Here is a 23,664-nt window from a genome sequence, read left to right as displayed (position 1 = left end):
GCGCGATGCCAAAGCATTTTCGCGGATATTCTATAGGGCTCATCGTCATTTTGGCGATGAGTTCTTTTTTTGCTCCAGCCCAACCCAAGGCAGACAAAGGTCCATTGCTCAAGGCGCAGGCCGACACGCTGATGGCCCATGAAGACTATGCCGGGGCCCTGGCGTTGTACGACAAGATCATTGAAACCACAAAATTCAAAGCGCCCGAAGACTACGCGGTGTTCTACAACCGGGCCTACTGCCGGTACGGACTGTCGCAATATGCGGAGGCATTGAAGGACGTGAATCAATACCTCGAAAAAATCCCCGACGAACAGGCGCGGCTCTTGCGGCTTTATATCAACCAGGAACTGGGCGATACCGCTGCCCAGTTGGAAGACCTCAACACCTTCATGGCCGCCAACCCGGCCAGTACCCAATTGTTGCGGTGGCGCGCATCTGTTTTGATGCAAGCCGATCGCTACGCAGACGCCAAGAAAGACATCCGCCAATTGCTGATCTATGAACCCGGTCCGGAAGTGAAATCCTATTTGGGCCTGTGTTATTTTTATGAGGATGACCTCGACAGCGCGTTGGTGATCTTCGACGAGGTGATCGCGTCCGACCCCTCCTTTATACAAACCTATTTGTATGCCGGCTCGCTGTGTTTGGATGAAGACCAATACGATGCCGCCCTATTCTACATCGACAAAGGTTTGAAACAAGACCCCACCAACAAGACCTTGATTTTTTACAAAGGCATCGCCTTCGTGGAAAAAGACAACACCACCGAAGGCTGCCGCTGGCTCACCAAAGCGTTTGAGGCCGGGGAAGACGATGCGGCCGCCTACCTGAAGCAATATTGCTACGGCGACGACTGACCCGAAAACGCCGTCTTTTCCCTATTTTTTGCATAGGTTCCTTTTTTGTATTTGCCGGGGATGACTTAACTTCGGAGTAGGAAGTTCACAGAAGTCAGCAACACATGCGTCGCAGCAAAAAAGGATCCGTGTATGCAAAAAATTCTTGTGCCTTGCGATTTTTCCGATCAAACCGACCAGGCATTGAGCCTGGCACTTGATATTGCTCACCGCTCCGGCGGCAGGGTACATCTCTTGCACGTGGTGGAACCACCCGTGATGCACGACAACCTGATTGCCTCCTCGCTAACTTTCGAGACTACGCTGCTGAGCGACCTGGGCGAACAATCCCGGGAACGCTTTGCTAAATTGACCGCCCGACACGGCGACGACAAACTCATCACGCAAACCGATTTTGGTCCACGGGTGGGAGTGATGATGAACTACATCCCGACGAACGACATCGACCTGGTGGTCGCCGGTACAAAGGGAGCGAGTGGTTTGAAAGAGTTTTTTATCGGATCGAATGCCGAGAAGATCGTGCGCAATGCTTCGTGTCCCGTCATCGCCGTAAAGAAAAAGGAAACCCTGGCGTCGCTTCGCGATATTGTTTTTCCCAACGCCATGGAAGATGGCCAGGAAGATCTGGTCATGCACGTGAAAGCGCTCCAACATTTTCTCGACGCCACGCTACATGTGGTCTGGATCAACACCCCGGAACGTTTCATCAGCGACGATGTGACGCAGGCCCAGCTACAGGATTTTGCCCGTCACCATATGCTAAAGAATTGCTCGCTTCATATCTACAACGACAAGGACGAAGCTTCCGGCGTGATCAATTTTACCCATGGCATTAAGGCAGGCATGATCGCCATGGGCACACACGGACGACACGGACTCCAACACATGCTGAGCGGCAGCATCGCGGAGGACGTCGTAAATCATGTGGACTGCCCTGTTTGGACGTATATCATTAGACGGAAGTAGTCAAATCCAGTAGCCAGTAGTCAGTAGCCAGTAGTTAGTAGTCAGTAGTTAGTAGTTAGTAGTTAGTCCTTAGCCATTAGTAAATACTGGCTACTAACTACTAACTACTAACTACTAACTACTAACTACTGACTACTGGCTACTACTACCTACATATTTCTTCTGTATTGGCCTCCTACTTCGAAGAGCGCTTTGGTGATTTGGCCGAGGGAGCAGGTTTTGCCGGCTTCCATGAGGGCTTCGAAGATGTTTTTGTTTTGGACGGCGGCGTCTTGTACGGTTTGCAAGGCCTGGGATCCTTCTTTTTGCAGGGCGTGCAGGCTGCGGAGCATGTTGATCTGGTATTCTTTTTCTTCCGGGGTGGCGCGGATCACCTCGCGGGGGATGATGGTGGGCGATCCCTTTGAGCTCAGGAACGTGTTTACGCCGATGATGGGATATTCTCCGGTGTGCTTCAGCGTTTCGTAGTATAAACTTTCTTCCTGGATCTTGCCGCGTTGGTACATGGTTTCCATGGCGCCGAGCACGCCGCCGCGTTCGGTGATGCGATCGAATTCGGTGAGCACGGCTTCCTCCACTAAATCTGTAAGTTCTTCGATGACGAAAGATCCCTGGATCGGGTTCTCGTTTTTGGCGAGTCCCAGTTCTTTGTTGATGATCAATTGGATGGCCATGGCACGACGAACCGACTCTTCGGTCGGGGTGGTGATGGCCTCATCGTAGGCATTCGTGTGAAGGGAATTGCAGTTGTCGTAGATCGCATACAGCGCCTGCAGCGTGGTGCGGATATCGTTGAAGTCGATCTCCTGGGCGTGCAGGGAGCGGCCCGAGGTTTGGATGTGGTACTTCAGCATTTGCGCGCGGGCATTGGCGCCGTACTTGTTCTTCATGGCCTTGGCCCAGATGCGCCGGGCCACGCGACCGATGACAGCATATTCCGGGTCGATGCCGTTGCTGAAAAAGAAGGAGAGGTTGGGCGCAAACTCGTTGATGTCCATGCCGCGGCTCAGGTAATATTCCACGTAAGTGAAGCCGTTGGCCAGCGTGAACGCAAGTTGCGTAATGGGATTCGCCCCGGCTTCCGCGATGTGGTATCCGGAAATAGACACCGAATAAAAATTACGCACTTGGTGGTCGATAAAATATTGTTGAACGTCGCCCATCAGGCGCAACGCAAATTCGGTGGAGAAGATGCAAGTGTTTTGGGCCTGATCTTCTTTCAGAATATCGGCTTGCACCGTGCCGCGCACCTGGTTGAGTGTGTAGTCTTTTATTTTTTGATAGACGTCTGCAGGGAGCACCTGGTCGCCGGTGACGCCCAAGAGCATCAATCCTAAACCATCGTTTCCTTTTGGCAGCGGTCCCTGGTAGGCCGGCCGTTGCGACTCGCGCCCTTTGTAGAGGGCGGCGATCTTTTGTGTGACTTCTTCTTCCAGGTTGTTTTTGTGGATATAGAGTTCACATTGCTGGTCGATGGCGGCATTCATGAAATAGGCCAGCAACATCGGGGCAGGACCGTTGATGGTCATGGAGACCGATGTTTTGGGATCGGCGAGGTTGAAGCCGCTGTATAATTTCTTGGCGTCATCCAGGCAACAAATGCTCACGCCCGAGTTGCCGATCTTGCCATAAATGTCCGGGCGATAGTCGGGGTCGTTGCCATAGAGGGTCACCGAATCAAACGCGGTCGACAAGCGTTTGGCGGGCATGGTTTGGCTCACATAGTGGAAGCGGCGGTTGGTGCGCTCCGGTCCGCCTTCGCCGGCGAACATGCGCGTGGGGTCTTCGCCTTCGCGTTTGAAGGGATAGATACCGGCGGTATAGGGAAATTCTCCGGGAACATTTTCCTGCAGGTTCCAGCGCAGCAAATCACCCCAACCCGTGTAGCGCGGCAGCGAAACTTTGGGAACTTGAGTGTGCGAGAGCGATTCGGTGTGTGTTTGAATGGCGATCTCTTTGTCGCGTACCTGGAACTTGAAAAGTGGCGCTTTGTATTGTTGCACTTTTTCCGTCCACGTCTCCAACACTTTCCAGTTGCGCGGATCGAGGTTCAGTTTGATGTGGTCGAATTCGGCAAGTAATATTTTTTTTATGTCATCGTGTTCTTTGCCCAGCGTGTCACGCGTTTTTTGAAGGGCATAAAGTTTTTCGGCGACGTCGGCTTGCTGGGTCACCCAGGCATCATAGGCGCGATTGCTCTCGGAGATCTCGCTCAGATAGCGCGTGCGGTGTGGGGGAATGACAAATATTTTTTCCGACATCTCCGGTGTGATGTGGAAGGAAGATTTGAGGTGGGCGCCTGTTTTTTCGGTGATGGTGTCCATCACTTTCTTGTAGAGCTGGTTCGTGCCGGGGTCGTTGAACTGGGAGGCGATGGTGCCGAACACCGGCATGTCGTCGGCTTTCTTGTCCCAAAGCTGGTGGTTGCGTTGGTATTGTTTCTTCACATCGCGCAGGGCGTCCAATGCACCGCGCTTGTCGAATTTGTTGAGCGCGATGATGTCGGCAAAGTCCAGCATGTCGATCTTTTCGAGCTGTGTGGCGGCGCCGTATTCGGGTGTCATCACGTAGAGCGACACGTTGCTGTGATCCAGGATCTCCGTATCGCTTTGGCCGATGCCGGAGGTTTCCAGGATGATGAGGTCATAGTTTGCGGCCTTCAGAATTTGAATGGCCTCCTTCACATAAACGGAAAGGGCCAGGTTGCTTTGCCGGGTGGCGAGCGAGCGCATGAACACGCGCGGGTTGTTGATGGCATTCATGCGAATGCGGTCGCCCAGCAACGCACCACCGGTTTTGCGCTTTGAGGGATCCACGGAAATGAGGCCGATGGTCTTGTCCTTGAAATCGATGAGGAAGCGACGCACAATTTCATCCACCATGGACGACTTACCCGCGCCGCCGGTGCCGGTGATGCCGAGCACGGGCGCCTGCGATTTCTCGGCCATCTTTTTTATCGTATCCAATACATCTTTATGGCGGTCGTGGAAATTCTCCGCGGCTGAAATAAGCCTGGCGATGGCGACTGGATTTTTTGAATTCAATTGACCGGCCTCATCGGTGAGGGTTTCGCCGGTGGGGAAATCACTTTGTTCCACCAGGTCGTTGATCATGCCTTGCAGGCCCATGGCCCGGCCGTCGTCGGGAGAATAAATGCGGGTGATGCCGTGGTCCATCAGCTCCTTGATCTCTTCGGGGAGAATAACGCCGCCGCCGCCGCCAAAGATCTTGATGTGGCTCGCGCCTTTTTGTTGCAGCAGGTCGTACATGAACTTGAAATATTCCGTATGTCCGCCCTGGTAGCTGGTGAGGGCAATGGCTTGGGCATCTTCCTGTATAGCGGTGTTCACCACTTCTTCTACGCTGCGATCGTGGCCCAGGTGGATCACCTCCACACCCGTGGCTTGAATGATGCGGCGCATGATGTTGATGGCTGCGTCGTGACCGTCGAAAAGACTGGCAGCGGTGACGATCCTCACTTTGTTTTTTGGCTTATAGGGGGGTGGAGCCTGGTGTCCGGCCAAGGTCTGTTTTTTATCCGAGGGAGCTGCCTGCATCGTTTCCGTGCTCATGAATTCATTCGTTTTAAGGCCCAAAAATACGGAGAAGGGCAGGATTTAGCTAACACTTATTAGGATTCGGCCTGGGGTGTCCATTTATTGATAGCCGGTATCGCTTTCGGACACCTGGCCCCTTATCTTGCGCCCCTATGCGACTTAAAAAAGTCTTCCGTTTTGTTGTTGTCTCCCTTCTTGTTTTTTTCGGGGTGATCGTTGTGTTTCTGGCCATCAGCATTGCCCCTGTAGATCGCACCATCGACCGTCATTCACTCTATGAAGCCATGGTCGCCCGCATCGATACCTTGCGCGCTACCGGCAATGAAGATACCCTTACCTTTTTTGTAGGTTACGGCAAAGCGAACATCACGCCGCGACATCGCACAGCCACGGCGGGCTATGGCACGCGGCGCGGAAAGCTGTTCGAATCGGTGCACGACTCGATCTACGTGCGCACCCTCGTGGTGAGCAACGGCAAACGGCGTGTAGCCATTGTGAGCGCCGACCTGTTGATCATGCCGCCCACGGTTACCGGCCTGCTGGAAAAAGAACTTCCGCAAATCGGGTTCACCTTGAACAACACCTACCTGGGTGCCATCCATTCGCACAACAGCATCGGCAACTGGGCCAAGGGCGCCACGGCACTGTTATACGGACCCTACAACGACTCGATCGTGCACTTCCTGGCCGACAAGATCAAAGCCAGCATTCAGGAAGCATCCGAGAACATGCTTCCCGCCAAAATAAAAGCCGGCTTCATTCCCGTGCCGGCTGTAGCCAACCGGTTGATCGACAACGGCCCGGTGGATTCCCTGCTTCGCGTTCTGGAGGTGCAACGCAGCGACAGCAGCAAACTGGTATTGTTGAGCTATACGGCGCATGCCACGTGTCTGCCCGATGAAGACCTTCACTTGTCGCGCGACTACCCGGGACAATTGGTCGATGCCCTGGAAAAAAATAAATACACGTTTGCCATGTTCATGGCCGGCGCCGTCGGAAGCCATTCGGGCAACTCGCCGGAGTCGGGCCAGGGTTGCGTGAACTGGATGGCGGACAAGATCGCGCAAAATTTTTCCGATCATTCGGCGTTGCTTACCCCACTTCGGGGCGGGGCGTTGGTCATGTATCGTGTGCCGCTGTTGTTGAGCGATCCGCAGGTAAAAGTTTTGAAGAACTGGTGTCTCCGGCCCCGGGTGTTCGAGTCGGCCTTCGGAGAGTATCCCGAGTACCTCACCGCCCTCCGCATCGGCGACATGGTGATGCTGGGAACGCCCTGCGATTTTTCAGGACAGTTCGATGCCACGCTGGACTCGGTTGCGCATCACCAGGGCCTGCGCACGATGGTGACCAGCTTCAATGGCGGCTATATCGGTTATGTAACACCGGGAAAATACTACGACACCGATCACTATGAAACCCAGTTGATGAACTGGTATGGAAAAGGCAACGGCGAATACATGACGCAATGTATGGAGCAGTTGATCCTCAAGCTCAGTAAGTAGCGGGATCGTTAACCATAGGCATTTCTTTGCTTGCCCGCCGAAGCTTTAGCGAAGGTGAGGTGGTTAAACCTTCGCTCTCCGCTGCCCGATATAAAGGGCCGTCATCACCAGCACCGTCCCTCCCAACGTATAGAGCGTAAGCGGCTCTCCCAAGAAAACAGACGAATATAAAAAGCCAAAGATCGGGCAAAGGTACAGCCACAGCGAGGCCCGCACCGCATCGGTCTTGAGCAACCTCAACCACAAATTAACCGCCACCACCGACACCGGGATGATCAACCAGGCGAGCGACAGCCAGAACGTGAGATTAAAAGAGTTTTCCGCTTTGTGCATGAACAAGGCCAGGGGCAGGACGAGCAACCCACCGATGAAGACCTGCCAGGCATTGATGGTGATGCGCGACAATTCCCAGCGGACCGCCGCATAGTAGACCGCCCCGAAAGAATAGGTGAGCATGCTCAACGCCAACAACGCCAAGCCGCCGGGTGTGGCGTAGCTCGTTTGCAACAGGGGATAGGCCGCCACAAAAACACCCATAATGCCCAACCCAATGCTGATCCATTCGTTCGCCGGGATCCTGCGCTTCATCCACACGGCGGTCATCACGCTGATGAAAAGTGGATTGAGGGCAATGGCCAGTGTGGTGATGCCCGGCGTGATGTATTGCAGGGCGATGATGAACAAACCCAGGTAAAGGGCCGTGTTGAAGGTGCCGAAGATGGTAATCTGTTTCCACTCCCGCGCACGGGGCAAAGGATTTTTCTGGACACCATAGACATAGGCCAACAGCAGCACACCGGCCAGCAGGAAGCGGACCGTGAACAATACCAGCGGCTCCGCCACACGCAAGCCGAATTTCCCGGCTACCGAAGCCGATGACCAAAGCATGGAGAAGAGCAATCCTATAAAAATGTCGCGGGCTGAGAATTTATGCATACAGAGATGATCGATCCGGAAGGTTTCTGAACACGTTTAACGGGCGTAAATTAAAGAAGGTGTCGTAAACAAAACTTATTTCGCACATCTTTTAGTTTTGAGGGCATGCAATCGACTTCGGAGCTGCATTTCTTTGTCGCTTCTGATTTTGTACCTAGGTTCCTTCTTTCAGGGTCAGAGAGAAGATCAAGCTGACAAGACCTTCTTCCGTTCCCTCCGCTGCCGACGCTTTTTCAAAGATCATCGATGCTGTGACAGCACCTTACATGATGCGCCAAGACAAAATTCGCGAGCCACTTGTTTTGCATTTTTGATCGAACAGTGGCGTGACAAAAAAACAATCGTCGCAAAAATCTTACAGCTGAAAATCATTTGCAGTGTGTGCCGATAGGTTTGCGCCAACAAACCGAAGACGCATTACATGTATTTAAAATTCAAGATCAACGGATGCTTCATCCTAATCCTACTCGCGAGCATCCTCCCCATGAACGACACGCTGGCCCAACAGCGAAGCCTCAGTGACCTGCAGGCGGCGATATTATTAAATGCCATCAAATACATTGATTGGCCGGACAGCCCGGGCAATGAACCCTTTGTCATGACCATCTCCGGCGACGACAATTTGTTCACCGCGCTCGAACAAGCTGTTCAAAGCAAACAAAAAGACGGAAAGAAAATAATCGTCAGCAAAGTCGACGTCCAAAAGCCGGATGCTACCACTTGTGATCTATTCTTCCTGGGCAATGACGCGTTGAAGTCGTTTGAAAAAGCCCGCGACGTGTTCAAGGCGAAGCCCACCTTGTTCGTGACCAGCAAGGAATCTTACGGCAAGAAAGGATCGGCATTGAATTTTGTGATCGTCAATGGCAAGATGGTCATCGAGATCAACGAGCCGGTCATTAAAGAGGGTGGATTCAAAGTGTCGGGCGCATTACTCTCCATGGCCACCATCATCAAGTGAAACCAAACAGAAAAATGAAGACCATATTTTTAATTGTTGCGATCAGCAGTGCCATGCTCCTGCCTTGCTTTCGATCGGATGCCCAGGAGCAAACCCCTGAAAAGGTTATCGACGCGAATAGCGATAGTTTGTACACAATGTCGTTGGAGGAATTGATGAACGTCAAAATTGTCAGCGCATCGAAATTCAGTCAAACGATCAGCGAGGCTCCCAGCACGATCTCGGTCATCACCCGCAAGCAGATCCAGCACTACGGTTGGGTGAGTGCCCAGGATGTTCTTAATCGGCAACCGGGTTTTGCGCCGTCGCAAGACTACGATCGCCCGACGGTGAGTTCCCGCGGTGTATTTGAATCCTGGAACAGCAACCACATGCTGACGTTGATCGATGGTGTGCCCATGAACGTGACGTTCACCGGATCAGCCATGACCTATGAAGCGACGCCGCTGGCTTTTACCAAATCGCTTGAGATCATCCGCGGACCGGGCTCGGCACTGTATGGTTCCAACGCCACGAACGGCGTGATCAGCTTCAACTCTGCTTCTGCCAAAGATCTCGCATCACCCGTGGAAATACGATACCGGAGGGCTAGCTGGAACACGAACATTGCCGATATCACGACCGGGTGGTCGGGTAAAGATGTTTCAGTGGTGTCGTCGGTCAGCCTGTACAACACCAAGGGGTTCACCTACAAGGGCCTCGATGGAAGCAACACGCAGCCTTTCGACATCAAGCAAGGGCAGAACAACTTCTATCTCTTCAACAAGATCGAAGGCCAGGGAAAATTCGCAGGATGGTCGTTGCAGTATCATGAACAACAATGGAGTTTCGACACGGGACACGGTTGGTATATCAATGTTCCCGACAAGCCCGAAAGCATGAACGAACGGAGACGCATCTTCGTGTTGAAGTATAAAACGCCCGACGCGGGAAAACGATTCAACCAGGAGTATGTGCTGAAGTACCAAAATCATGCTGAAGATTATAACATCCGTTTCGTCCGGAACAACGATGCGGCATATCCTTATGGCCTGACCGAGATCTTGAAAACGAGTTTTACCGACTATTTCGGTCGCGCGCAATACAGCTACAACCTGCAGGGCAATTCGAACCTGCTGGGTGGCGTGGAGGTGTCGCGCTTTCATTATAACGGAGACGACAGCCATCTTTCCAATGTCAATTTGCATACGGACTTTACGCCGACCAACAACGAGCTGGTGGATGTCGGCACGTCGCTGCCCTGGCTTCATGGCAATGGATTTGGTTCCGTGGGTGTGTATACGCAGTATAATACACCCACCGTCAACGGATTTACCGCGACGTTGGGAGGGCGTCTCGATCATACGGCATACCAATACAACGACCTCACGGCCGAAGGAACGCCGGTGGTCGGAAAGCATTTCACCAAATTCAATCCCAGGATAAGCCTCGTGTATGCGCTTAACGACCGGGTTACATTCAAGCTTATGGGTGGAACCGCTTTCCGGGCGCCGTCGGCCGTTGAACTGTTCATGGGCAGCACCTACGTGGCGGTCGCGAATCCCGTGCAGTTGCAACCGGAGACCATCCGAACGTACGAGTTTGCCAGCGATGCAAAGCTGCATAAGAACGTAACCTGGCGCTCGAACGTCTTTTATACCGATTTCAGAAACGCGACCGCCTACAATAGTTCAACGGTATTGATCAACCTTTTCTCTGTACAAACAGCGGGTGTCGAGAATGAGGTCCTGCTTTCATTTTCGAAACTCGATGGCTTTGCCAATTATTCCTTCACCAAGCGGATGGGTGAGGAAAGTACTGACGTCGCCATCAGCGTGAGTAAAAAAGAGATGGTCTGGTATCCGCAACATATTGCCAACGCCGGCCTGCGGTTCACCGCTACGGACAAGCTGAAGTTTTCTGCGCAAGCGCACTACCAAGGGATGGTGAAGCGGAGAGAATCCGACCACACCGCGGAGTTCGATCAATTGCGTGGCGCGAATGTTAAAGCCTGGACCACGGCCGACCTGAAAATTTCTTATGCCCTGTCGAGCCATATGGACATTGGGTTGCAAGGGAACAACCTTTTTGGTGCCACCGGAGCGTTGTTCAAGACGTATGCATCGCCCTATGACTACCGCATCAACGGCAGACGCCTCATGGTTGACCTCACCTTCAAACTCTAGGCGCTGAAAAGCAATAAAGTCCGGAAGCATTTAAACTTCCGGACTTTTGTGCTTTCTTTGGATCACCATACCCACAGAAAGAACGGTGTAGGGTGATCTATCATGACAACCGCTTCGCTCAGCGACATAAAAAAAGAACTGGCCCACCTGGAACCCAAGGAGCTGCACGATATTTGTCTCCGCCTGGCGAAATATAAGAAGGAGAACAAAGAGCTGCTTTCCTATCTCTTGTTTGAAGCGCACGATGAAGCGGCCTATGTGTCGCAGGCGAAGACCGAGATGGACGACCAGTTCGAGTCGTTGCCGAAAACCAATCTTTACTTAGCCAAGAAGGTGCTGCGCAAGATCCTGCGCATCGCTAACAAACACATCAAATATTCCGGGATCGCGCAAACGGAGTTGGAGTTGCGCATTTATTTTTGTGCCAGCGTAAAACAGTCTGGCATTAAATTGCAAAACAGCCAGGTGCTGGTGAACCTGTTTGTGGGGCAATTAAAGAAGATCGATGCCGCCCTCAGCAAGCTACCGGAAGACCTGCAATACGACTACGAACACGAGATCGAACCCTTACGGCAATATGGCGGAAGCGCAAAAAAATAATCCCCTTCACGGCAAAACCCTGGAGATGATCCTGAACGAACTGGTGGCGCACTATGGATGGCAGACCTTGGGTGAGGTCATTCCCGTGAACTGCTTCCTGAACAATCCCAGCATCAAGTCGAGTCTCACCTTCTTGCGCAAGACACCGTGGGCCAGGCAAAAGGTGGAAACGTTCTACGTCGAGACCTTCCACGGCTGACACTTTTTTGGGGCGGGCGATGGTAGCCATTATTGATATGGCCGATAAATTGTTATTTTAGGATCGCTTATTTTTTTAACGCTCACAAAAAAAACCTCGCCCATGAATGAAGAAGCGCACTGGAACACGATCGCCAGCAAGTACAACGATGAGATCTTCGATGTGTTTAAAAGTGACAAAGACCAGAAACTCCCCCGCTATTTTGAGAAACACGCCAACCTAAGCCACCGCGCTATCGACTTTGGTTGTGGCACCGGCAAGGCTTTCCCGTATTTGTCACCCGTTTTTAAAGACGTGTTGGCCATGGATATTTCAGGCGAGTGCCTGGCCACCGCGCGGCAGCGACCCTACACCAACATCGCGTTCAAGCGAGCCGACCTCTCCCAGCGCAGCGTAAAATTCCCTGAAGTGGATTTCGTCTTTTGTTGCAATGTGATCATGCTGCCCGAGCGGGAGAAGAATGTGAAGATGTTCCAGAACATCGAGCGGGCATTGAAGCCTGGGGGCACAGCGCTCATCGTGGTGCCCTCTTTGGACTCGGCACTGTTTTCGTCTTTGCGGTTGATCGACTGGTACAAGACCGAAGGCGTCGACGTGGAGGACATCCCGGCTTCCGACATCGACTATTTCAAAAATAACAAACGCGAATTCATTCAAGGCATCGTGTATATCGACAAGGTTCCCACAAAACACTACACCGCACCCGAACTGGAGATGATCTTCCAGCAAACCCGTCTCGACATCACTGCGTTGGAGAAGTTGGAGTATGCATGGGACACGGAATTTACATCGCCTCCCTCGTGGATGAAGGCGCCTTATCCCTGGGACTGGCTTATTGAATTACGGAAAAGATGAGACCCAGACCCGCGCGGCCCGAGCTATTCAACGTGGGTGACATGAGCCAGTTCTTGATGTACTCGCTGAAAAGAAGAAGTGACTTTGGATAGAGCACGGCCAGGAACACAAGGCCAAACAGCGCACCGTATAAGTGAGCATCATGGTTGATGTTATCGTTGGCTTTGCGGCCTTGATAATAAGAGAACGCCAGGTAGAGCGTGCCCAGAATAAAACCGTGAAGGCAAAGTACCGCGTACAGGCAAATGTCGGACAGGGGTCGCAAAAGAATCGAAGCAAAGATCACCGAAGCCACGCCGCCGGAAGCACCCAGGGCATGATAGGAGGGGTTGTTCTTTTGTTTAAAATAAGTAGGAAGATCAGACACGATGATGCCCATCAGGTATAACAAAATAAAATAAAGACTCCCGCGACTGCCAAAAATGATCTTGAACATGATCTCCACGCTCCCGCCAAAAAAATAGAACGAGAACATGTTCAACAACAGGTGGGAGGTACCGTTGTGAATGAAGCCGGAAGAGACGAACCGGAAATATTGTTGGCGCTGCCGGATGAGATAGGGTGTCATCATCAGGTCGGCCATCACTTGGGGCCGGTTGAATGCATAGAAGCTGAGGAGACAGGTAAAGCCGATGATGGCGTAGGTGATGTAGGGCTCGATGGACGTCATAAAGATTTTTAACGATACATGCGCGGCGCTTTTATACCTTTGTGAGGTGCCAGCACCCGAACAAAACACAAGTATACAGGAAATTTTATCTGCCCGCAGAAAATGAAAGACTATAAAAAGTATTATACCCTCACCGCCGCGCCCGAGGAAGTATACCTGGCTCTGACCACGCCCTCGACGATCCACCTGTGGTCGGGTGAGCCGGCGGAAATGTCGGAGGAAGTGGGCAGCGAATTTTCGTTGTGGGATGGCAGTATTGTGGGCAAGAACCTGGAATTTGAGCCCGGGAAGAAGATCGTGCAGCAATGGTATTTTGGCGAACAGGAGGAGCCCTCGATCGTCACCCTAAAGTTGCACCCCCATGCGCAAGGCACCTCGGTGGAGCTGCGGCACACCCACATTCCCGACAACGATTACGAAGACATCGTAGACGGTTGGGATAATGTATATTTTGCTGCCCTGGAGGATTTCTATTCGTAAAGCGCCTACCGCACGAAAATATTTTTTTCCGTTTGTTGAATAATCCGGGTCCCTCCCAAACCGCGACGTTTGCCCCGAAAACCGGCCTTCCGGGTTGAATTAGGGTGGTCTGGGGTCAGGCTCATCCCAGACCAACGACCCAAACGGCATATTCCCTGTTGAAATACTTCCGGAAGTAACCGAACTTTGTGATGGTGAACTCATGCTATGACAGCATTCCGAATCCATCCTGCCCCGATTAACCGGTCGAAGACCATCAGCAAACCTGCCCCGGCGATTGCCCGGCCCAAGGTCGACCCGGAGGTGATGTTGTCGATCGCGCCGGAAACGCTCAACGACTCCTGTGTCTATGTTCATTGCTATTTCCAAAACCAGTGGAGTGATGCGTTGGTCAGGATCTGGAAGACTACCTTCCTGGTAGATCATTCGACCGGTGCCAAAGCCGGGTTACTTCACGTCGAAAATATTTCCATCGCGCCCCTGTGGACGGCCATCCCCGATAATCACATCCATACCTTCCTGTTGATCTTCGCTGGCTTACCCAAATCGTGTACGCTATTCGATCTGATCGAAGAAATTCCCCAGCCCGGTGGATTTCATGTGCAAGACATTCCGCGCAACCAACAGGACGTTTATCATATCGATCTATAAACTGAAATTTTTCTGCCACGCCGCCAACATCGGAGGGTTATGATCCGGTGATGCAGAATGCGTATTTTGCGCCCATGTCGTATCCCGTAGAGGAAATTGTCCCACAACTCAAAGAAGCTTTGCTGAAGCACCCGGTGGTGATCTTGCAAGCACCTCCCGGTGCGGGAAAAAGTACAGTCCTGCCGTTGATGCTATTGGATGAGCCGTGGTTGCAGGGCAGTAAAATGATCATGCTGGAGCCGCGAAGATTGGCGGCCCGTTCGGTAGCCCAGCGCATGGCTTTCTTGCGCGACGAAGAGCCGGGCAACACCATCGGGTATCGCGTGCGTTTTGAAGCGGTGGTGAGCAACCGCACGCGGTGTGAGGTGGTGACCGAAGGAATTCTCACGCGCATGCTGCAAAACGACAATGCACTCGAAGGCGTGAACCTTGTCATCTTCGATGAGTTTCACGAGCGCAGTCTTCATGCGGACCTGGCGTTGGCGTTATGTCTCCAGGCACAACAGGTGCTGCGGGAAGACCTGCGCATTCTCATTATGTCGGCTACCCTGGATGGCGAAAAGATCTCGGGACTGCTGAACAATGCTCCCATCATAACCAGCCTGGGCCGTCAGTATCCGGTGTCGTTGAATTACGCTGCACCGGATAAAGATCTGTACCTGGCGCCGTCTACCGCGCGCGTCATTCGCAAAGCGCTGGTAGAACAACAGGGAGATATACTCACCTTTCTGCCGGGTACGGCGGATATTCATCGCGTCGCCGAATTGTTGGAGACCGATTATATGGAGGCCAGCATTCATCCATTGTATGGTGAGCTTCCTTTCAAGAAACAGCAAGAAGCTATCCTTCCACATCCCCACGGGAAAAGAAAAGTGGTGTTGGCTACGTCCATCGCCGAGACCTCGCTGACCATCGAGGGCATCACGACCGTCGTAGACAGCGGGTATGCACGTGTTCCGAAATTTGATCCACGGAGTGGGCTCACCCGGTTGGAGACCATTCGTGTCACACGCGATGCTGCCGACCAGCGTTCGGGGCGTGCAGGCAGGCTTGGGCCGGGCGTTGCCTATCGCATGTGGGCGGAGAATGTGCATCACCAATTGCAGCCCCATCGTCAACCGGAGATCCTGGAAGCCGACCTGGCGCCATTGCTGCTGGAGTTGATGCACTGGGGTGTTCAAAATATTTATGACCTCACCTGGATCACCCCACCGCCGGTGGGGGCGATCAACCAGGCAAAAGAATTATTAGAACAGTTGGGCGCGATCGAAGGGAATGCGATCACGGCACGGGGAAAAGAAATGCTCCGGTTGCCAACGCATCCCCGCATTGCCCACATGTTGCTGGAGGGAAGAAATTTAACAGCATTGGCCACAGACATCGCGGCGTTGCTGGAAGAACGCGATCCTTTGGCAAAGACCGCGGGCGCCGATCTTTCCCTGCGGGTGGAGGTGTTGCGCAAGTGGAGGGCAGGAGAGAGAGTGAACGCCGAGCGGTCTGCGTTGGAGCGCATTGAGCGTGTGGCCTCCTCGTGGCGGAAGATCTTTAAGATTGGGGTGGACAATGCAGGGCCGATCGACTCGGATGTGGGCAAGCTTTTGGCAGAAGCCTACCCGGAGCGGATTGCACGTCAAATGGAAAAACACAGTGTGCGCTTCAAACTGGCCAACGGCCGTGTGGTGCGACTGCCGGATCACGATCCCCTGATGCGCGAAACCTGGCTCGCCGTGGCGCAACTCGACAGCGGCAGCGGTGAAGGCAAAATATTTCTCGCCGCCCCGTTGGACGAAGAAGATCTCGTGCACCGTGCTGAAGAAAAAGAAGTGGTGACCTGGAACCGCGAAAAAGGAATGATCACCGCCGCGCTGGAAAAACGCGTGGGCAACGTGATGCTGTCCAGCAAGCCCCTGACCAAAGTGCCCGACGACCTGCGCATTGAAATTCTCTGCGACGCCGTGCAGCAGGAAGGCATAAAGATGTTGCCCTGGACCGACGTGCACGACGCCTGGCAAGCCCGCGTGATGAGTTTGCGCACCTGGCGTCCCGATGAAGAATGGCCCGACGTGAGCGAGGCGCATTTGCTGCAGACCACGCACGAATGGCTCGCACCCTATCTGACCGCGGTGACGCGTCAGCAAGACTTTAACAAACTCGACCTCGAGGCTATCCTCGCGGGACTTATTCCCTGGAATCTAAGCAGTCGTCTCGATGTTCTCGCGCCCCCAAAACTTTTGGTGCCTAGCGGGTCGATGATCAAGTTACATTATGGTGCGGATGGAAGACCGCCCTACATCGAAGTGCGTCTCCAGGAAGTATTTGGCCTGACGGAGACACCGGCCGTGAATGAAGGAAGAAACAAAATTATTCTTCACTTGCTCTCACCGGGTTATAAGCCGGTGCAAGTGACGCAAGACCTCAAAAGTTTTTGGCAGACTACCTATCACGAAGTGCGCAAGGAAATGCGCATGCGCTACCCACGTCATCATTGGCCAGAAGATCCCTGGACCGCGGAGGCTGTGAGAGGGGCGAAGCGGAGACAATCCGGGAGCTGAGTACAGAAATGAGTTATTTTTTAGCGGCTTAAGGCCTGCAGGTATTTTTCTACATACTCGTTTACGAGCTTGCGTTTATACTGCATAATAAAACGCGGATGGGCCAAGGGTATGATCTCTTTGAAGATCTTAAGCTCATCGTTCAAGCGGCTTATGTATTTGAAATTCTCACCTTCTCCCAGACAGAACGCTATCCGGGTATTGATCCCGAATGTAAGTTGCTTCTTGAGCGAAGCGATGATGTAGTCGCGCAGGCTGTCCTGAAGTTCGCGGATGTCGTAGTAGTTCAGGTTCTTTCCGTCTTTGACAAATCCCAAGGGGCTTACGGCGCTGAAGAAAAACTTTTTATAAAAGGCAGCGGGACCACCGTAGGCCTGGATCATGGTGTAGATAAAATCCGCCGACAGTTCTGCTTTTTTTGGAAAGGCGTTGGGAATGCCGCAGAGCGTTTCCAACTTGATCGGGTCGGTGAACGGAATGCCCGTGAGCCCTGCACCATTCCGCCCGGGGTTGATGCCGATGATGACGGTCCTTTCTTTTTCGTCGCCGTAATATTTGTGATAGAAGAGGTGGCACAGCGCCATGGTCTCTTTGTTGCGATAGGGATCCAGGATCTCGACGCCTTCGGGTAAGGTGCTTTTGATTTTTAAGGTAGCGTAGAAGCGGAGGATGTTGTCGGCGAACGTCATGAGGATAAAAGAAAAGCGCCCGCGAGTCACGGGCGCTTTTCGTGGTTTATTTTTTGGGCTGACGAAGAGACTTGAATTCGGATGAGGCTTTCCATTGTGGCCAGGCATCTTCAAAGGAAAGACGCTTTCCAACCTGGAACAGGAGTTGTGCATTTTCAACCGCGCCGCTCAAATCCCAGTTGGGATTGAATTCGTCGGTGGGTTGGTGATAGCGGTCCTTGGTATACTCGGCTTCCTGGGCTTTGCCAAATTCTTTTCCTTTCTCGATGTGATCCACGCCATTGCCGACAAACAACGCCGGGATGCCCACCTTGGCAAAGTTGAAGTGATCGGACCGGAAATACATGCCGGCCACCGGATTTGGGTCGGGCGCTAAATACCGGCCTTGTTTGGTGGCTTCGGTCCTGAGGTAGTCGTCGAGTTCCGATTGGCCTAAGCCGATCACGGTCACATCTTTCATTCTTCCGATCACATTGGTGAAGTCGATGTTGATGTTGGCTACCGTCTTGTCGGCGGGATAAATGGGATTGCGCGCATAATAAGCCGAACCCCAAAGACCTTGTTCTTCGGCCGTGACCGCCAGGAAGAGGATGGAGCGCTTGGGGGGGTGCTTCAGGCTCTTAAAACCTTTGGCGATCTCCAGCATGGTGGCCACGCCGCCGGCGTTGTCCACCGCGCCGTTGTAGATGGAGTCACCGGCGGCGTTGGGTTTGGCAATGCCGAAGTGATCCCAATGCGCAGAATAGATGATGAACTCATCCGGCTTCTCACTGCCCGTGATCTTCGCCACGGCGTTGTAGGATTTGTTGTAGGTGGATTTGAATTTGATCCTGGTGCTGATCTTCGACTTCAGACTAAAACCCTTGAAGCCGCGTTGACGGGCTTTGGTTTGCCATTCATTAAAGTCGAATCCAGAGGCCTCGAAAAGTTTCTCCGTGGCTGGCATAGACGTCCAGCCAACCCCTTCGCAGAAATAATCATTTTTGCCACGCGGGTCGAGATACAGGTGTGGTGCATTCCAACTGTTCTGCACCACCCAAAACCCGTACCCGGCGGGCACCGTGTTGTGAATGACGAGACAACCCTTGGCACCCTGTCGCGCAGCCTCTTCAAATTTGTAGGTCCAACGGCCGTAGTAGGTCATCGTGTTGCCTTTGAAGAACGTGGTGTCGTTACCGCCCTTCACATCCAGGTCTTTGTAGTCGTTCCACTGATATTCAGGAGCCACCACCCCAAACCCGGCAAACACAAGCTCCTCATCTTTCCAGTTCAATAAAGTATCCGTACGCTGCGACCACAACACATAATCCTTGAACCCCGAAAGCTTCATATTTTTCTTCGCGCCTTTCACGGTCATCACCGTGTCGGCATCCGGCACGATCTCCACCATAGGCACTTCCTGCAGGTAGCTGGTGCCCATTCCGGGCTCCAAACCAAGCGCCTTGAATTGTCCCTCCAGATAGTCCAGGGTTTTCTTTTCCCCGCTGGTAAACGGTCGCCGCCCCTCCAGTTCATCCGAAGCCAGCGACTTGATGTATTGCGAAATGCCTTCCGCCGTGATGGTGGCTACACCATCATCACCGTTATTTTTACAAGCGCCGACCACCAACAAGGCCAGCAGCGCCATCCATCGAAATGTATTCTTCATGCAAATAGATTTGAACGTTAAAATAATATTTTCCCTGTCGTCCATCCAAACTCCATCAAATTTGCGCCGCGCGGAGCGACTTGCCACGAGAGCAGTCAGGGCTAAAGCCCGATGAGTGGAGGTGGCTTTGTCCCTGGCCTAAGGCCAGGGTTATTCAGCCCAGACCGTCTCGAAAACGCACATCTTGACTTGGCTCCTGGATTCTGACTTCTGACGGCTAAGCTCCTGGCTCCTGGATTCTGGCTCCTGACTCCTGAATTTCTCACCCCATGATCTCGAACGCACTCTTATAAAATCCCCCCTCCTGAACATACTCAATCAAATCCAAATAAAACGGATGCGATCCCAACGTTGCACTATCGCCAATCATGATCAGTTTCTTCCGTGCGCGCGTCATCGCCACATTCGTGCGACGGATGTCTCCCAGAAATCCCACTTCACTTTTGTCGTTGCTGCGTACGAAGCTGATGGCAATGATGTCGCGCTCCTGTCCCTGGAAGGCATCCACGGTGTTGATCGTGATGAGACGGTGCAACGGTTCCAGGATCGCAGAGCTTTCGGCCAGTTTGTGCAGGTAGTCAACTTGCGCGCGATACGGTGTGATAATTCCCAAGGTTAGGCCGCGCTCCATCCATTCATCCTGCCCGATCCCTTCGACCAGCGCCTCCACCTGGGTCATCATCAACCGTCCTTCTTCTTCGTTGAAGCGGCTCAGGGTTTCTTTGTCTTGTTCTTCGGTGAAGCCACAACCGGCGGTGTCGATGAAATCGATGGGGAGCTCGTTGGGCCGCAGCAATTCGTGCTTCACGCTTTCGTCGGCGATCAGTTCGTCCTGGTAGAAATAGGTTGACGAGAATTTCATGATGGCTTCGTGCATGCGGTACTGCACGGTGAGCATGGTGGAGGTTTGTGGCTGGCGGCCCATGCCTTTTTCAAAAAGCGTTTTGGCCAGGCCTTGCTTAGCCGCCTCGTTGGATTTGATGGTGGGCGGAAGCTGTTGATGGTCGCCCGCAAAGATCACGCGACGACTTCGCAGGATGGGGATCCAGCAGGCGGGCTCCAATGCCTGGGCCGCTTCGTCGATGAACACGGTCTTGAACTTCTTGCCGCGCAGCACGGGGTGCGACGAGCCCACCAGCGTGCAGCAGATCACTTGCGTGTTTTGCAGCAGATCGTTCACAATATAGAATTCCAATAAGTCGGCGTCGGCTTTGAGGGCTTTGGATTCCTGGAGCAGCATCTTCCGTTGCTGGCGTTCCTGGTAGCCGAAGTCGCGTTTGTATTTTAAGGCGGAGCTTCGGATCTGTTCCATTTTTTTTCGCAGGGCGCGAAGCTCCTGGTAGTGGGCATGCTCGGAGATGCGCACGTCGAGCGTTTTGCTCAGCGTTTGTTCGGTCACACGGGCAGGGTGGCCGATGCGGAGTACGCTCAGTTGCTGATCGCTCAATTTATCGGTGAGCAAATCGACCGCAGCGTTGCTGGGTGCACAGACCAGCACCTGTTGTTCTTCTTTGACCGTGCGCGCGATGGCCTGCACCAGGGTCGTTGTTTTGCCGGTGCCGGGTGGTCCATGAATGAAGCCAACATCCATGCCGTCGATGCGGTCGAGGGCCGCTTGCTGGCTGGCGTTGAGCCCGGGAACAGGAGTTGGTTTTTCGGGACGTCCTGGTTCGCGTTGCGCCATGGTGGTCCCCAGGAGGATCTCGCGCAATTCGGCTACGCGATCTTCTTCGGCCCTCATCACTTCTTTCAAGGCGAACTCCATTTCGCGATAGGTCATTTCCTCGAACATCACGTCCACGCCCAGCAGCGTGTCACCGATCCAATCGGGCAAGTCCTCGGCGTTGAGGGTGATGACCATGTTGTCGTCGCGCACGTAGTTGATGACGCCGCTGACATGATCGCGGTCCGGTTTGCCGGAGCCGTTGGAGAAAACATTCACCGACTTGCCGCTTTGGAAGGCGTGGGGTTGTTCGCGGTGGCTGGTGCGTTCCACTTCGATGATGAGGCGTTCGCCCGTGCCGATATAGTCACGCTTCAAACGCAGGGGATACCAGGTGGTGCCGTCCTGGGTGCGTTGGTGAAGGGACCGGAGCAACACTTTCTGCCGGTAATATTCCAGGTCGGCCTGGCGTTCGAGCTTGATGAGCTCCAGGGTTTTCTGCAGTTGTTCGCGCGATGACGTCATGAGCGGGCAAAGATAGAGTCATTTATGTTGGCATAACTGCCGGTCATCCCTTATTTTCAATGCGTCTAAAAACCTAAACGTCATGCGATCGTTCTTCCTGTTTCTTTCTGCTTTTGTTCTCTCCGTTGCCCCGCTGGCGGCGCAAACGTATGATCTGCTGCTCACGGGCGGCAAGATCATCGACGGTTCCGGCAACTCCTGGTTCTATGGCGACGTGGCCATTCGCGATGGGAAGATCGTGGCCGTGGGCAAGCTCAGCGCAGGCGAGGCCCGCAAGGTATTGGACGTGAAAGGGCTGGTCGTAGCACCTGGCTTCATCGATGTGCATACCCACATCGAAGGCAACGACCTCACCGTACCCACCGCGGGCAACTTCATCTATGACGGCGTTACTTCGGTGGTGACCGGCAACTGTGGCTCATCCAACACCGAACTGGCCCGCTACTTCGGGCAGCTCGATAGCGTGAAGACGTCTGTGAATGTAGCCACGCTCATCGGCCACAACAGCGTGCGTCGCGCCGTGATGGGTGATACCCAGCGCGACCCTTCACCGGAAGAACAAAAGAAAATGGAGGCGCTGGTGGAGCAGGCGATGAAAGATGGCGCGGTAGGTTTTTCCACGGGGCTCATCTATGTGCCCGGCACCTACTCCAAAACACCCGAAGTGATCGGCCTGGCGAAGGCCGCGTCGTTATACAACGGAGTATATGCGTCGCACATCCGCGATGAAGGCGATCATGTGACACAGGCCATCGAAGAGGCGATCAACATCGGGCGGCAGGCGCACATGCCCGTAGAGATCTCGCACTTCAAAGTTACTTACAAACCTAACTGGGGGCGTTCGGCCAGCACGCTGGCACAAGTAGAGCAAGCACGGCGCGAAGGGGTTGATGTTACAGTGGATCAATATCCGTACGTTGCCAGCAGCACCTCGTTGAACACCGTTTTGCCAACCTGGGCTTTTTCCGGGGGCACCGACTCGCTGCACTATCGATTGAACAATGCTGCCATCCATCAGAAAATAAAAACAGAAATGCTGGCCATCTTAAAAGGCAAACAACTGAAAAGCTATAGCTATGCCGTGGTGGCGCGGTACAGCGCCGACACCTTGATGAATGGCAAAAATATTTCGGAAGTAAACCTCGCGAAAGGGCGCAGGGCCAAGGCTGCAGAAGAAGCGGAGACCATCCTGGAGATGGTGGACAAAGGCGGCGCACAAATGGTGTTCTTCAGCATGAATGAAGACGATTTGAAGAACATTATGAAATACCCCTTCAACATGTTTGCATCCGATGCCGGCATTATCCGTTTTGGTTCCGGTGTGCCTCACCCCCGTGGGTATGGCACCAATGCACGGGTGTTGGGACGTTATGTCCGCGACCAAAAAGTGATCCCGCTGGAAGAAGCCGTCCGCCGCATGACCTCGCTGCCCGCCCAGAAATTTCAACTCCGCGACCGCGGTCTGGTGCGCGAAGGTATGGCTGCCGATCTCGTGGTGTTTGATGAAAAGACCGTGGGCGATGAAAGCACATTCGCGAAGCCTCACGTGTATTCGAACGGCTTTCGTTATGTGATCGTGAACGGTCAATTGGTGGTGGAGGAAGGAAAACATACCGGGACACGAAGCGGTGTGGTGCTGCACGGGCCAGGCTTTGTGGTGGCGCGATAAACAGCGATTTACATTTCACAAATGATAAAAACGTACCGATCAAAAGTTGGATTGATCCTGTCTGCGGCGATCGTCCTCCCCATTCTCCTGCCTTTGGTGATAACGCCGTTCGACCCGAACGGGCTGATCGTGGGATTGATTATCGCCCCGGTCATTGCGATTCCGTTTCTTTTGGGCACGCATTATAGAATTCAAGGTCACGTTCTTGAAATACGATGCGCGTTTATTATTCGGATCGACGTCGACATTTTAAGAATCACCAGCGTGAGCAAAACACGGAATCCGATAAGCGCTCCCGCGTTATCTTTGGACCGGATCGAGATCGTCTATGGGAATGGATTGCGTTACGTCATCGTCTCTCCGAAGGATAAGGTGGGATTTGTCCAATCACTGAAAGCGATCAACCACCAGATCACGGTTTCCGGTGTAAGCAATGAAGCTTCCAGCATCCTCTGAACCACGAATTCGTAGAAGTGAAGTGAGCGTCTCCGTATTTCTTACACCGTCGTGTAAACT

19 protein-coding genes are annotated in these 23,664 nt (G+C 53.2%); 13 read left to right on the top strand and 6 right to left on the bottom strand.

The window, feature by feature from the left end; all coding sequences use genetic code 11:
- Positions 1–5 precede the first annotated feature (5 nt).
- Both BUB30_RS18065 and BUB30_RS18060 read left to right on the top strand, forming a co-directional pair.
- Positions 6–860: a tetratricopeptide repeat protein gene (locus BUB30_RS18065; RefSeq protein ID WP_084138214.1), complete on the top strand. Its 855-nt coding sequence runs from the start codon at positions 6–8 to the stop codon at positions 858–860.
- A 132-nt stretch (positions 861–992) separates the two neighbouring features.
- Positions 993–1,826, top strand: a complete 834-nt coding sequence (locus BUB30_RS18060; RefSeq protein WP_073136606.1) for a universal stress protein — start codon at positions 993–995, stop codon at positions 1,824–1,826.
- Positions 1,827–1,975: 149 nt separating this feature from the next.
- Here the strand turns inward: BUB30_RS18060 and BUB30_RS18055 are convergent, their stop codons facing one another.
- Positions 1,976–5,383, bottom strand: a complete 3,408-nt coding sequence (locus BUB30_RS18055; protein ID WP_073137392.1) for a methylmalonyl-CoA mutase family protein — start codon at positions 5,381–5,383, stop codon at positions 1,976–1,978.
- Between the two features lie 152 nt (positions 5,384–5,535).
- On the opposite strand from BUB30_RS18055, the gene BUB30_RS18050 reads away from it, so the two are divergent.
- The gene (locus tag BUB30_RS18050) at positions 5,536–6,885 is read left to right on the top strand and encodes a neutral/alkaline non-lysosomal ceramidase N-terminal domain-containing protein (protein WP_073136603.1); all 1,350 of its coding nucleotides are present in this window, start codon (positions 5,536–5,538) and stop codon (positions 6,883–6,885) included.
- A gap of 63 nt (positions 6,886–6,948) precedes the next feature.
- Here BUB30_RS18050 and BUB30_RS18045 read toward each other — a convergent pair whose 3' ends face one another.
- Positions 6,949–7,821 (bottom strand): DMT family transporter, encoded by an 873-nt coding sequence (locus BUB30_RS18045; RefSeq protein ID WP_073136601.1) that lies wholly within the window; start codon positions 7,819–7,821, stop codon positions 6,949–6,951.
- Positions 7,822–8,242: 421 nt separating this feature from the next.
- Here BUB30_RS18045 and BUB30_RS18040 point away from each other — a divergent pair, with 421 nt between their 5' ends.
- From BUB30_RS18040 to BUB30_RS18020, 5 genes are all read left to right on the top strand, one after another.
- A complete protein-coding gene (locus BUB30_RS18040) occupies positions 8,243–8,782 on the top strand; it encodes a YfiR family protein (RefSeq protein WP_073136599.1) in 540 nt (179 codons plus the stop codon).
- Between the two features lie 14 nt (positions 8,783–8,796).
- Positions 8,797–10,947, top strand: a complete 2,151-nt coding sequence (locus tag BUB30_RS18035; RefSeq protein ID WP_084138213.1) for a TonB-dependent receptor plug domain-containing protein — start codon at positions 8,797–8,799, stop codon at positions 10,945–10,947.
- A 102-nt stretch (positions 10,948–11,049) separates the two neighbouring features.
- Positions 11,050–11,547, top strand: a complete 498-nt coding sequence (locus tag BUB30_RS18030; protein WP_073136597.1) for a hypothetical protein — start codon at positions 11,050–11,052, stop codon at positions 11,545–11,547.
- Positions 11,525–11,746 carry a VF530 family protein gene (locus BUB30_RS18025; protein WP_073136595.1) on the top strand — a complete coding sequence of 74 codons (222 nt, stop codon included), beginning with the start codon at positions 11,525–11,527 and terminating at the stop codon, positions 11,744–11,746. The genes BUB30_RS18030 and BUB30_RS18025 overlap by 23 nt, the downstream gene beginning before the upstream one ends.
- A gap of 102 nt (positions 11,747–11,848) precedes the next feature.
- Positions 11,849–12,601, top strand: a complete 753-nt coding sequence (locus tag BUB30_RS18020; RefSeq protein WP_073136593.1) for a class I SAM-dependent methyltransferase — start codon at positions 11,849–11,851, stop codon at positions 12,599–12,601.
- Here BUB30_RS18020 and BUB30_RS18015 read toward each other — a convergent pair.
- Positions 12,579–13,271: a rhomboid family intramembrane serine protease gene (locus BUB30_RS18015; protein WP_073136591.1), complete on the bottom strand. Its 693-nt coding sequence runs from the start codon at positions 13,269–13,271 to the stop codon at positions 12,579–12,581. The two genes, BUB30_RS18020 and BUB30_RS18015, sit on opposite strands and share 23 nt — an antisense overlap.
- Before the next feature lie 102 nt (positions 13,272–13,373).
- Here BUB30_RS18015 and BUB30_RS18010 point away from each other — a divergent pair, with 102 nt between their 5' ends.
- The 3 genes from BUB30_RS18010 to hrpB all read left to right on the top strand — a co-directional run bounded on the left by BUB30_RS18010 (position 13,374) and on the right by hrpB (position 16,954).
- On the top strand, positions 13,374–13,751 hold the full coding sequence (locus tag BUB30_RS18010) for an SRPBCC domain-containing protein (protein WP_073136589.1): 378 nt from the start codon (positions 13,374–13,376) through the stop codon (positions 13,749–13,751).
- A gap of 207 nt (positions 13,752–13,958) precedes the next feature.
- Complete coding sequence (locus BUB30_RS18005) at positions 13,959–14,402, top strand: hypothetical protein (RefSeq protein WP_143164973.1); 444 nt, start codon at positions 13,959–13,961, stop codon at positions 14,400–14,402.
- Positions 14,403–14,476: 74 nt separating this feature from the next.
- Positions 14,477–16,954 carry an ATP-dependent helicase HrpB gene (gene hrpB, locus BUB30_RS18000; RefSeq protein ID WP_073136587.1) on the top strand — a complete coding sequence of 826 codons (2,478 nt, stop codon included), beginning with the start codon at positions 14,477–14,479 and terminating at the stop codon, positions 16,952–16,954.
- A 20-nt stretch (positions 16,955–16,974) separates the two neighbouring features.
- On the opposite strand, the gene BUB30_RS17995 is transcribed toward hrpB, so the two are convergent.
- The 3 genes from BUB30_RS17995 to BUB30_RS17985 form a co-directional block, all read right to left on the bottom strand.
- Complete coding sequence (locus BUB30_RS17995) at positions 16,975–17,673, bottom strand: uracil-DNA glycosylase family protein (protein ID WP_221408737.1); 699 nt, start codon at positions 17,671–17,673, stop codon at positions 16,975–16,977.
- A gap of 16 nt (positions 17,674–17,689) precedes the next feature.
- On the bottom strand, positions 17,690–19,291 hold the full coding sequence (locus BUB30_RS17990; RefSeq protein ID WP_073136583.1) for a M28 family metallopeptidase: 1,602 nt from the start codon (positions 19,289–19,291) through the stop codon (positions 17,690–17,692).
- Between the two features lie 262 nt (positions 19,292–19,553).
- The gene (locus tag BUB30_RS17985) at positions 19,554–21,479 is read right to left on the bottom strand and encodes an AAA domain-containing protein (protein WP_073136581.1); all 1,926 of its coding nucleotides are present in this window, start codon (positions 21,477–21,479) and stop codon (positions 19,554–19,556) included.
- Between the two features lie 82 nt (positions 21,480–21,561).
- On the opposite strand from BUB30_RS17985, the gene BUB30_RS17980 reads away from it, so the two are divergent.
- Together BUB30_RS17980 and BUB30_RS17975 are read left to right on the top strand one after the other, a co-directional pair.
- Positions 21,562–23,148, top strand: a complete 1,587-nt coding sequence (locus BUB30_RS17980; protein WP_073136579.1) for an N-acyl-D-amino-acid deacylase family protein — start codon at positions 21,562–21,564, stop codon at positions 23,146–23,148.
- 21 nt (positions 23,149–23,169) lie between these two features.
- Positions 23,170–23,604 carry a PH domain-containing protein gene (locus BUB30_RS17975; RefSeq protein ID WP_073136577.1) on the top strand — a complete coding sequence of 145 codons (435 nt, stop codon included), beginning with the start codon at positions 23,170–23,172 and terminating at the stop codon, positions 23,602–23,604.
- Positions 23,605–23,664 lie beyond the last annotated feature (60 nt).

This window comes from Chryseolinea serpens (genome assembly GCF_900129725.1).
GTDB classification, from domain to species: domain Bacteria; phylum Bacteroidota; class Bacteroidia; order Cytophagales; family Cyclobacteriaceae; genus Chryseolinea; species Chryseolinea serpens.
Note: the sequence above shows the minus strand (reverse complement) of the source record. Positions and strands in the feature narration are given on the sequence as shown.

Excerpts from the sequence above, each read along its gene's own strand:
- BUB30_RS18045 (WP_073136601.1), bottom strand. The coding sequence starts at position 7,821 with ATGCATAAATTCTCAGCCCGCGACATTTTTATAGGATTGCTCTTCTCC.
- BUB30_RS18025 (WP_073136595.1), top strand. The coding sequence starts at position 11,525 with ATGGCGGAAGCGCAAAAAAATAATCCCCTTCACGGCAAAACCCTGGAG.
- hrpB (WP_073136587.1), top strand. The coding sequence starts at position 14,477 with ATGTCGTATCCCGTAGAGGAAATTGTCCCACAACTCAAAGAAGCTTTG.
- BUB30_RS18030 (WP_073136597.1), top strand. The coding sequence starts at position 11,050 with ATGACAACCGCTTCGCTCAGCGACATAAAAAAAGAACTGGCCCACCTG.
- BUB30_RS18020 (WP_073136593.1), top strand. The coding sequence starts at position 11,849 with ATGAATGAAGAAGCGCACTGGAACACGATCGCCAGCAAGTACAACGAT.
- BUB30_RS17990 (WP_073136583.1), bottom strand. The coding sequence starts at position 19,291 with ATGAAGAATACATTTCGATGGATGGCGCTGCTGGCCTTGTTGGTGGTC.
- BUB30_RS18050 (WP_073136603.1), top strand. The coding sequence starts at position 5,536 with ATGCGACTTAAAAAAGTCTTCCGTTTTGTTGTTGTCTCCCTTCTTGTT.
- BUB30_RS18040 (WP_073136599.1), top strand. The coding sequence starts at position 8,243 with ATGTATTTAAAATTCAAGATCAACGGATGCTTCATCCTAATCCTACTC.
- BUB30_RS18010 (WP_073136589.1), top strand. The coding sequence starts at position 13,374 with ATGAAAGACTATAAAAAGTATTATACCCTCACCGCCGCGCCCGAGGAA.
- BUB30_RS17985 (WP_073136581.1), bottom strand. The coding sequence starts at position 21,479 with ATGACGTCATCGCGCGAACAACTGCAGAAAACCCTGGAGCTCATCAAG.
- BUB30_RS17980 (WP_073136579.1), top strand. The coding sequence starts at position 21,562 with ATGCGATCGTTCTTCCTGTTTCTTTCTGCTTTTGTTCTCTCCGTTGCC.
- BUB30_RS18005 (WP_143164973.1), top strand. The coding sequence starts at position 13,959 with ATGACAGCATTCCGAATCCATCCTGCCCCGATTAACCGGTCGAAGACC.
- BUB30_RS18055 (WP_073137392.1), bottom strand. The coding sequence starts at position 5,383 with ATGCAGGCAGCTCCCTCGGATAAAAAACAGACCTTGGCCGGACACCAG.
- BUB30_RS18065 (WP_084138214.1), top strand. The coding sequence starts at position 6 with ATGCCAAAGCATTTTCGCGGATATTCTATAGGGCTCATCGTCATTTTG.
- BUB30_RS18035 (WP_084138213.1), top strand. The coding sequence starts at position 8,797 with ATGAAGACCATATTTTTAATTGTTGCGATCAGCAGTGCCATGCTCCTG.
- BUB30_RS18015 (WP_073136591.1), bottom strand. The coding sequence starts at position 13,271 with ATGACGTCCATCGAGCCCTACATCACCTACGCCATCATCGGCTTTACC.
- BUB30_RS18060 (WP_073136606.1), top strand. The coding sequence starts at position 993 with ATGCAAAAAATTCTTGTGCCTTGCGATTTTTCCGATCAAACCGACCAG.
- BUB30_RS17975 (WP_073136577.1), top strand. The coding sequence starts at position 23,170 with ATGATAAAAACGTACCGATCAAAAGTTGGATTGATCCTGTCTGCGGCG.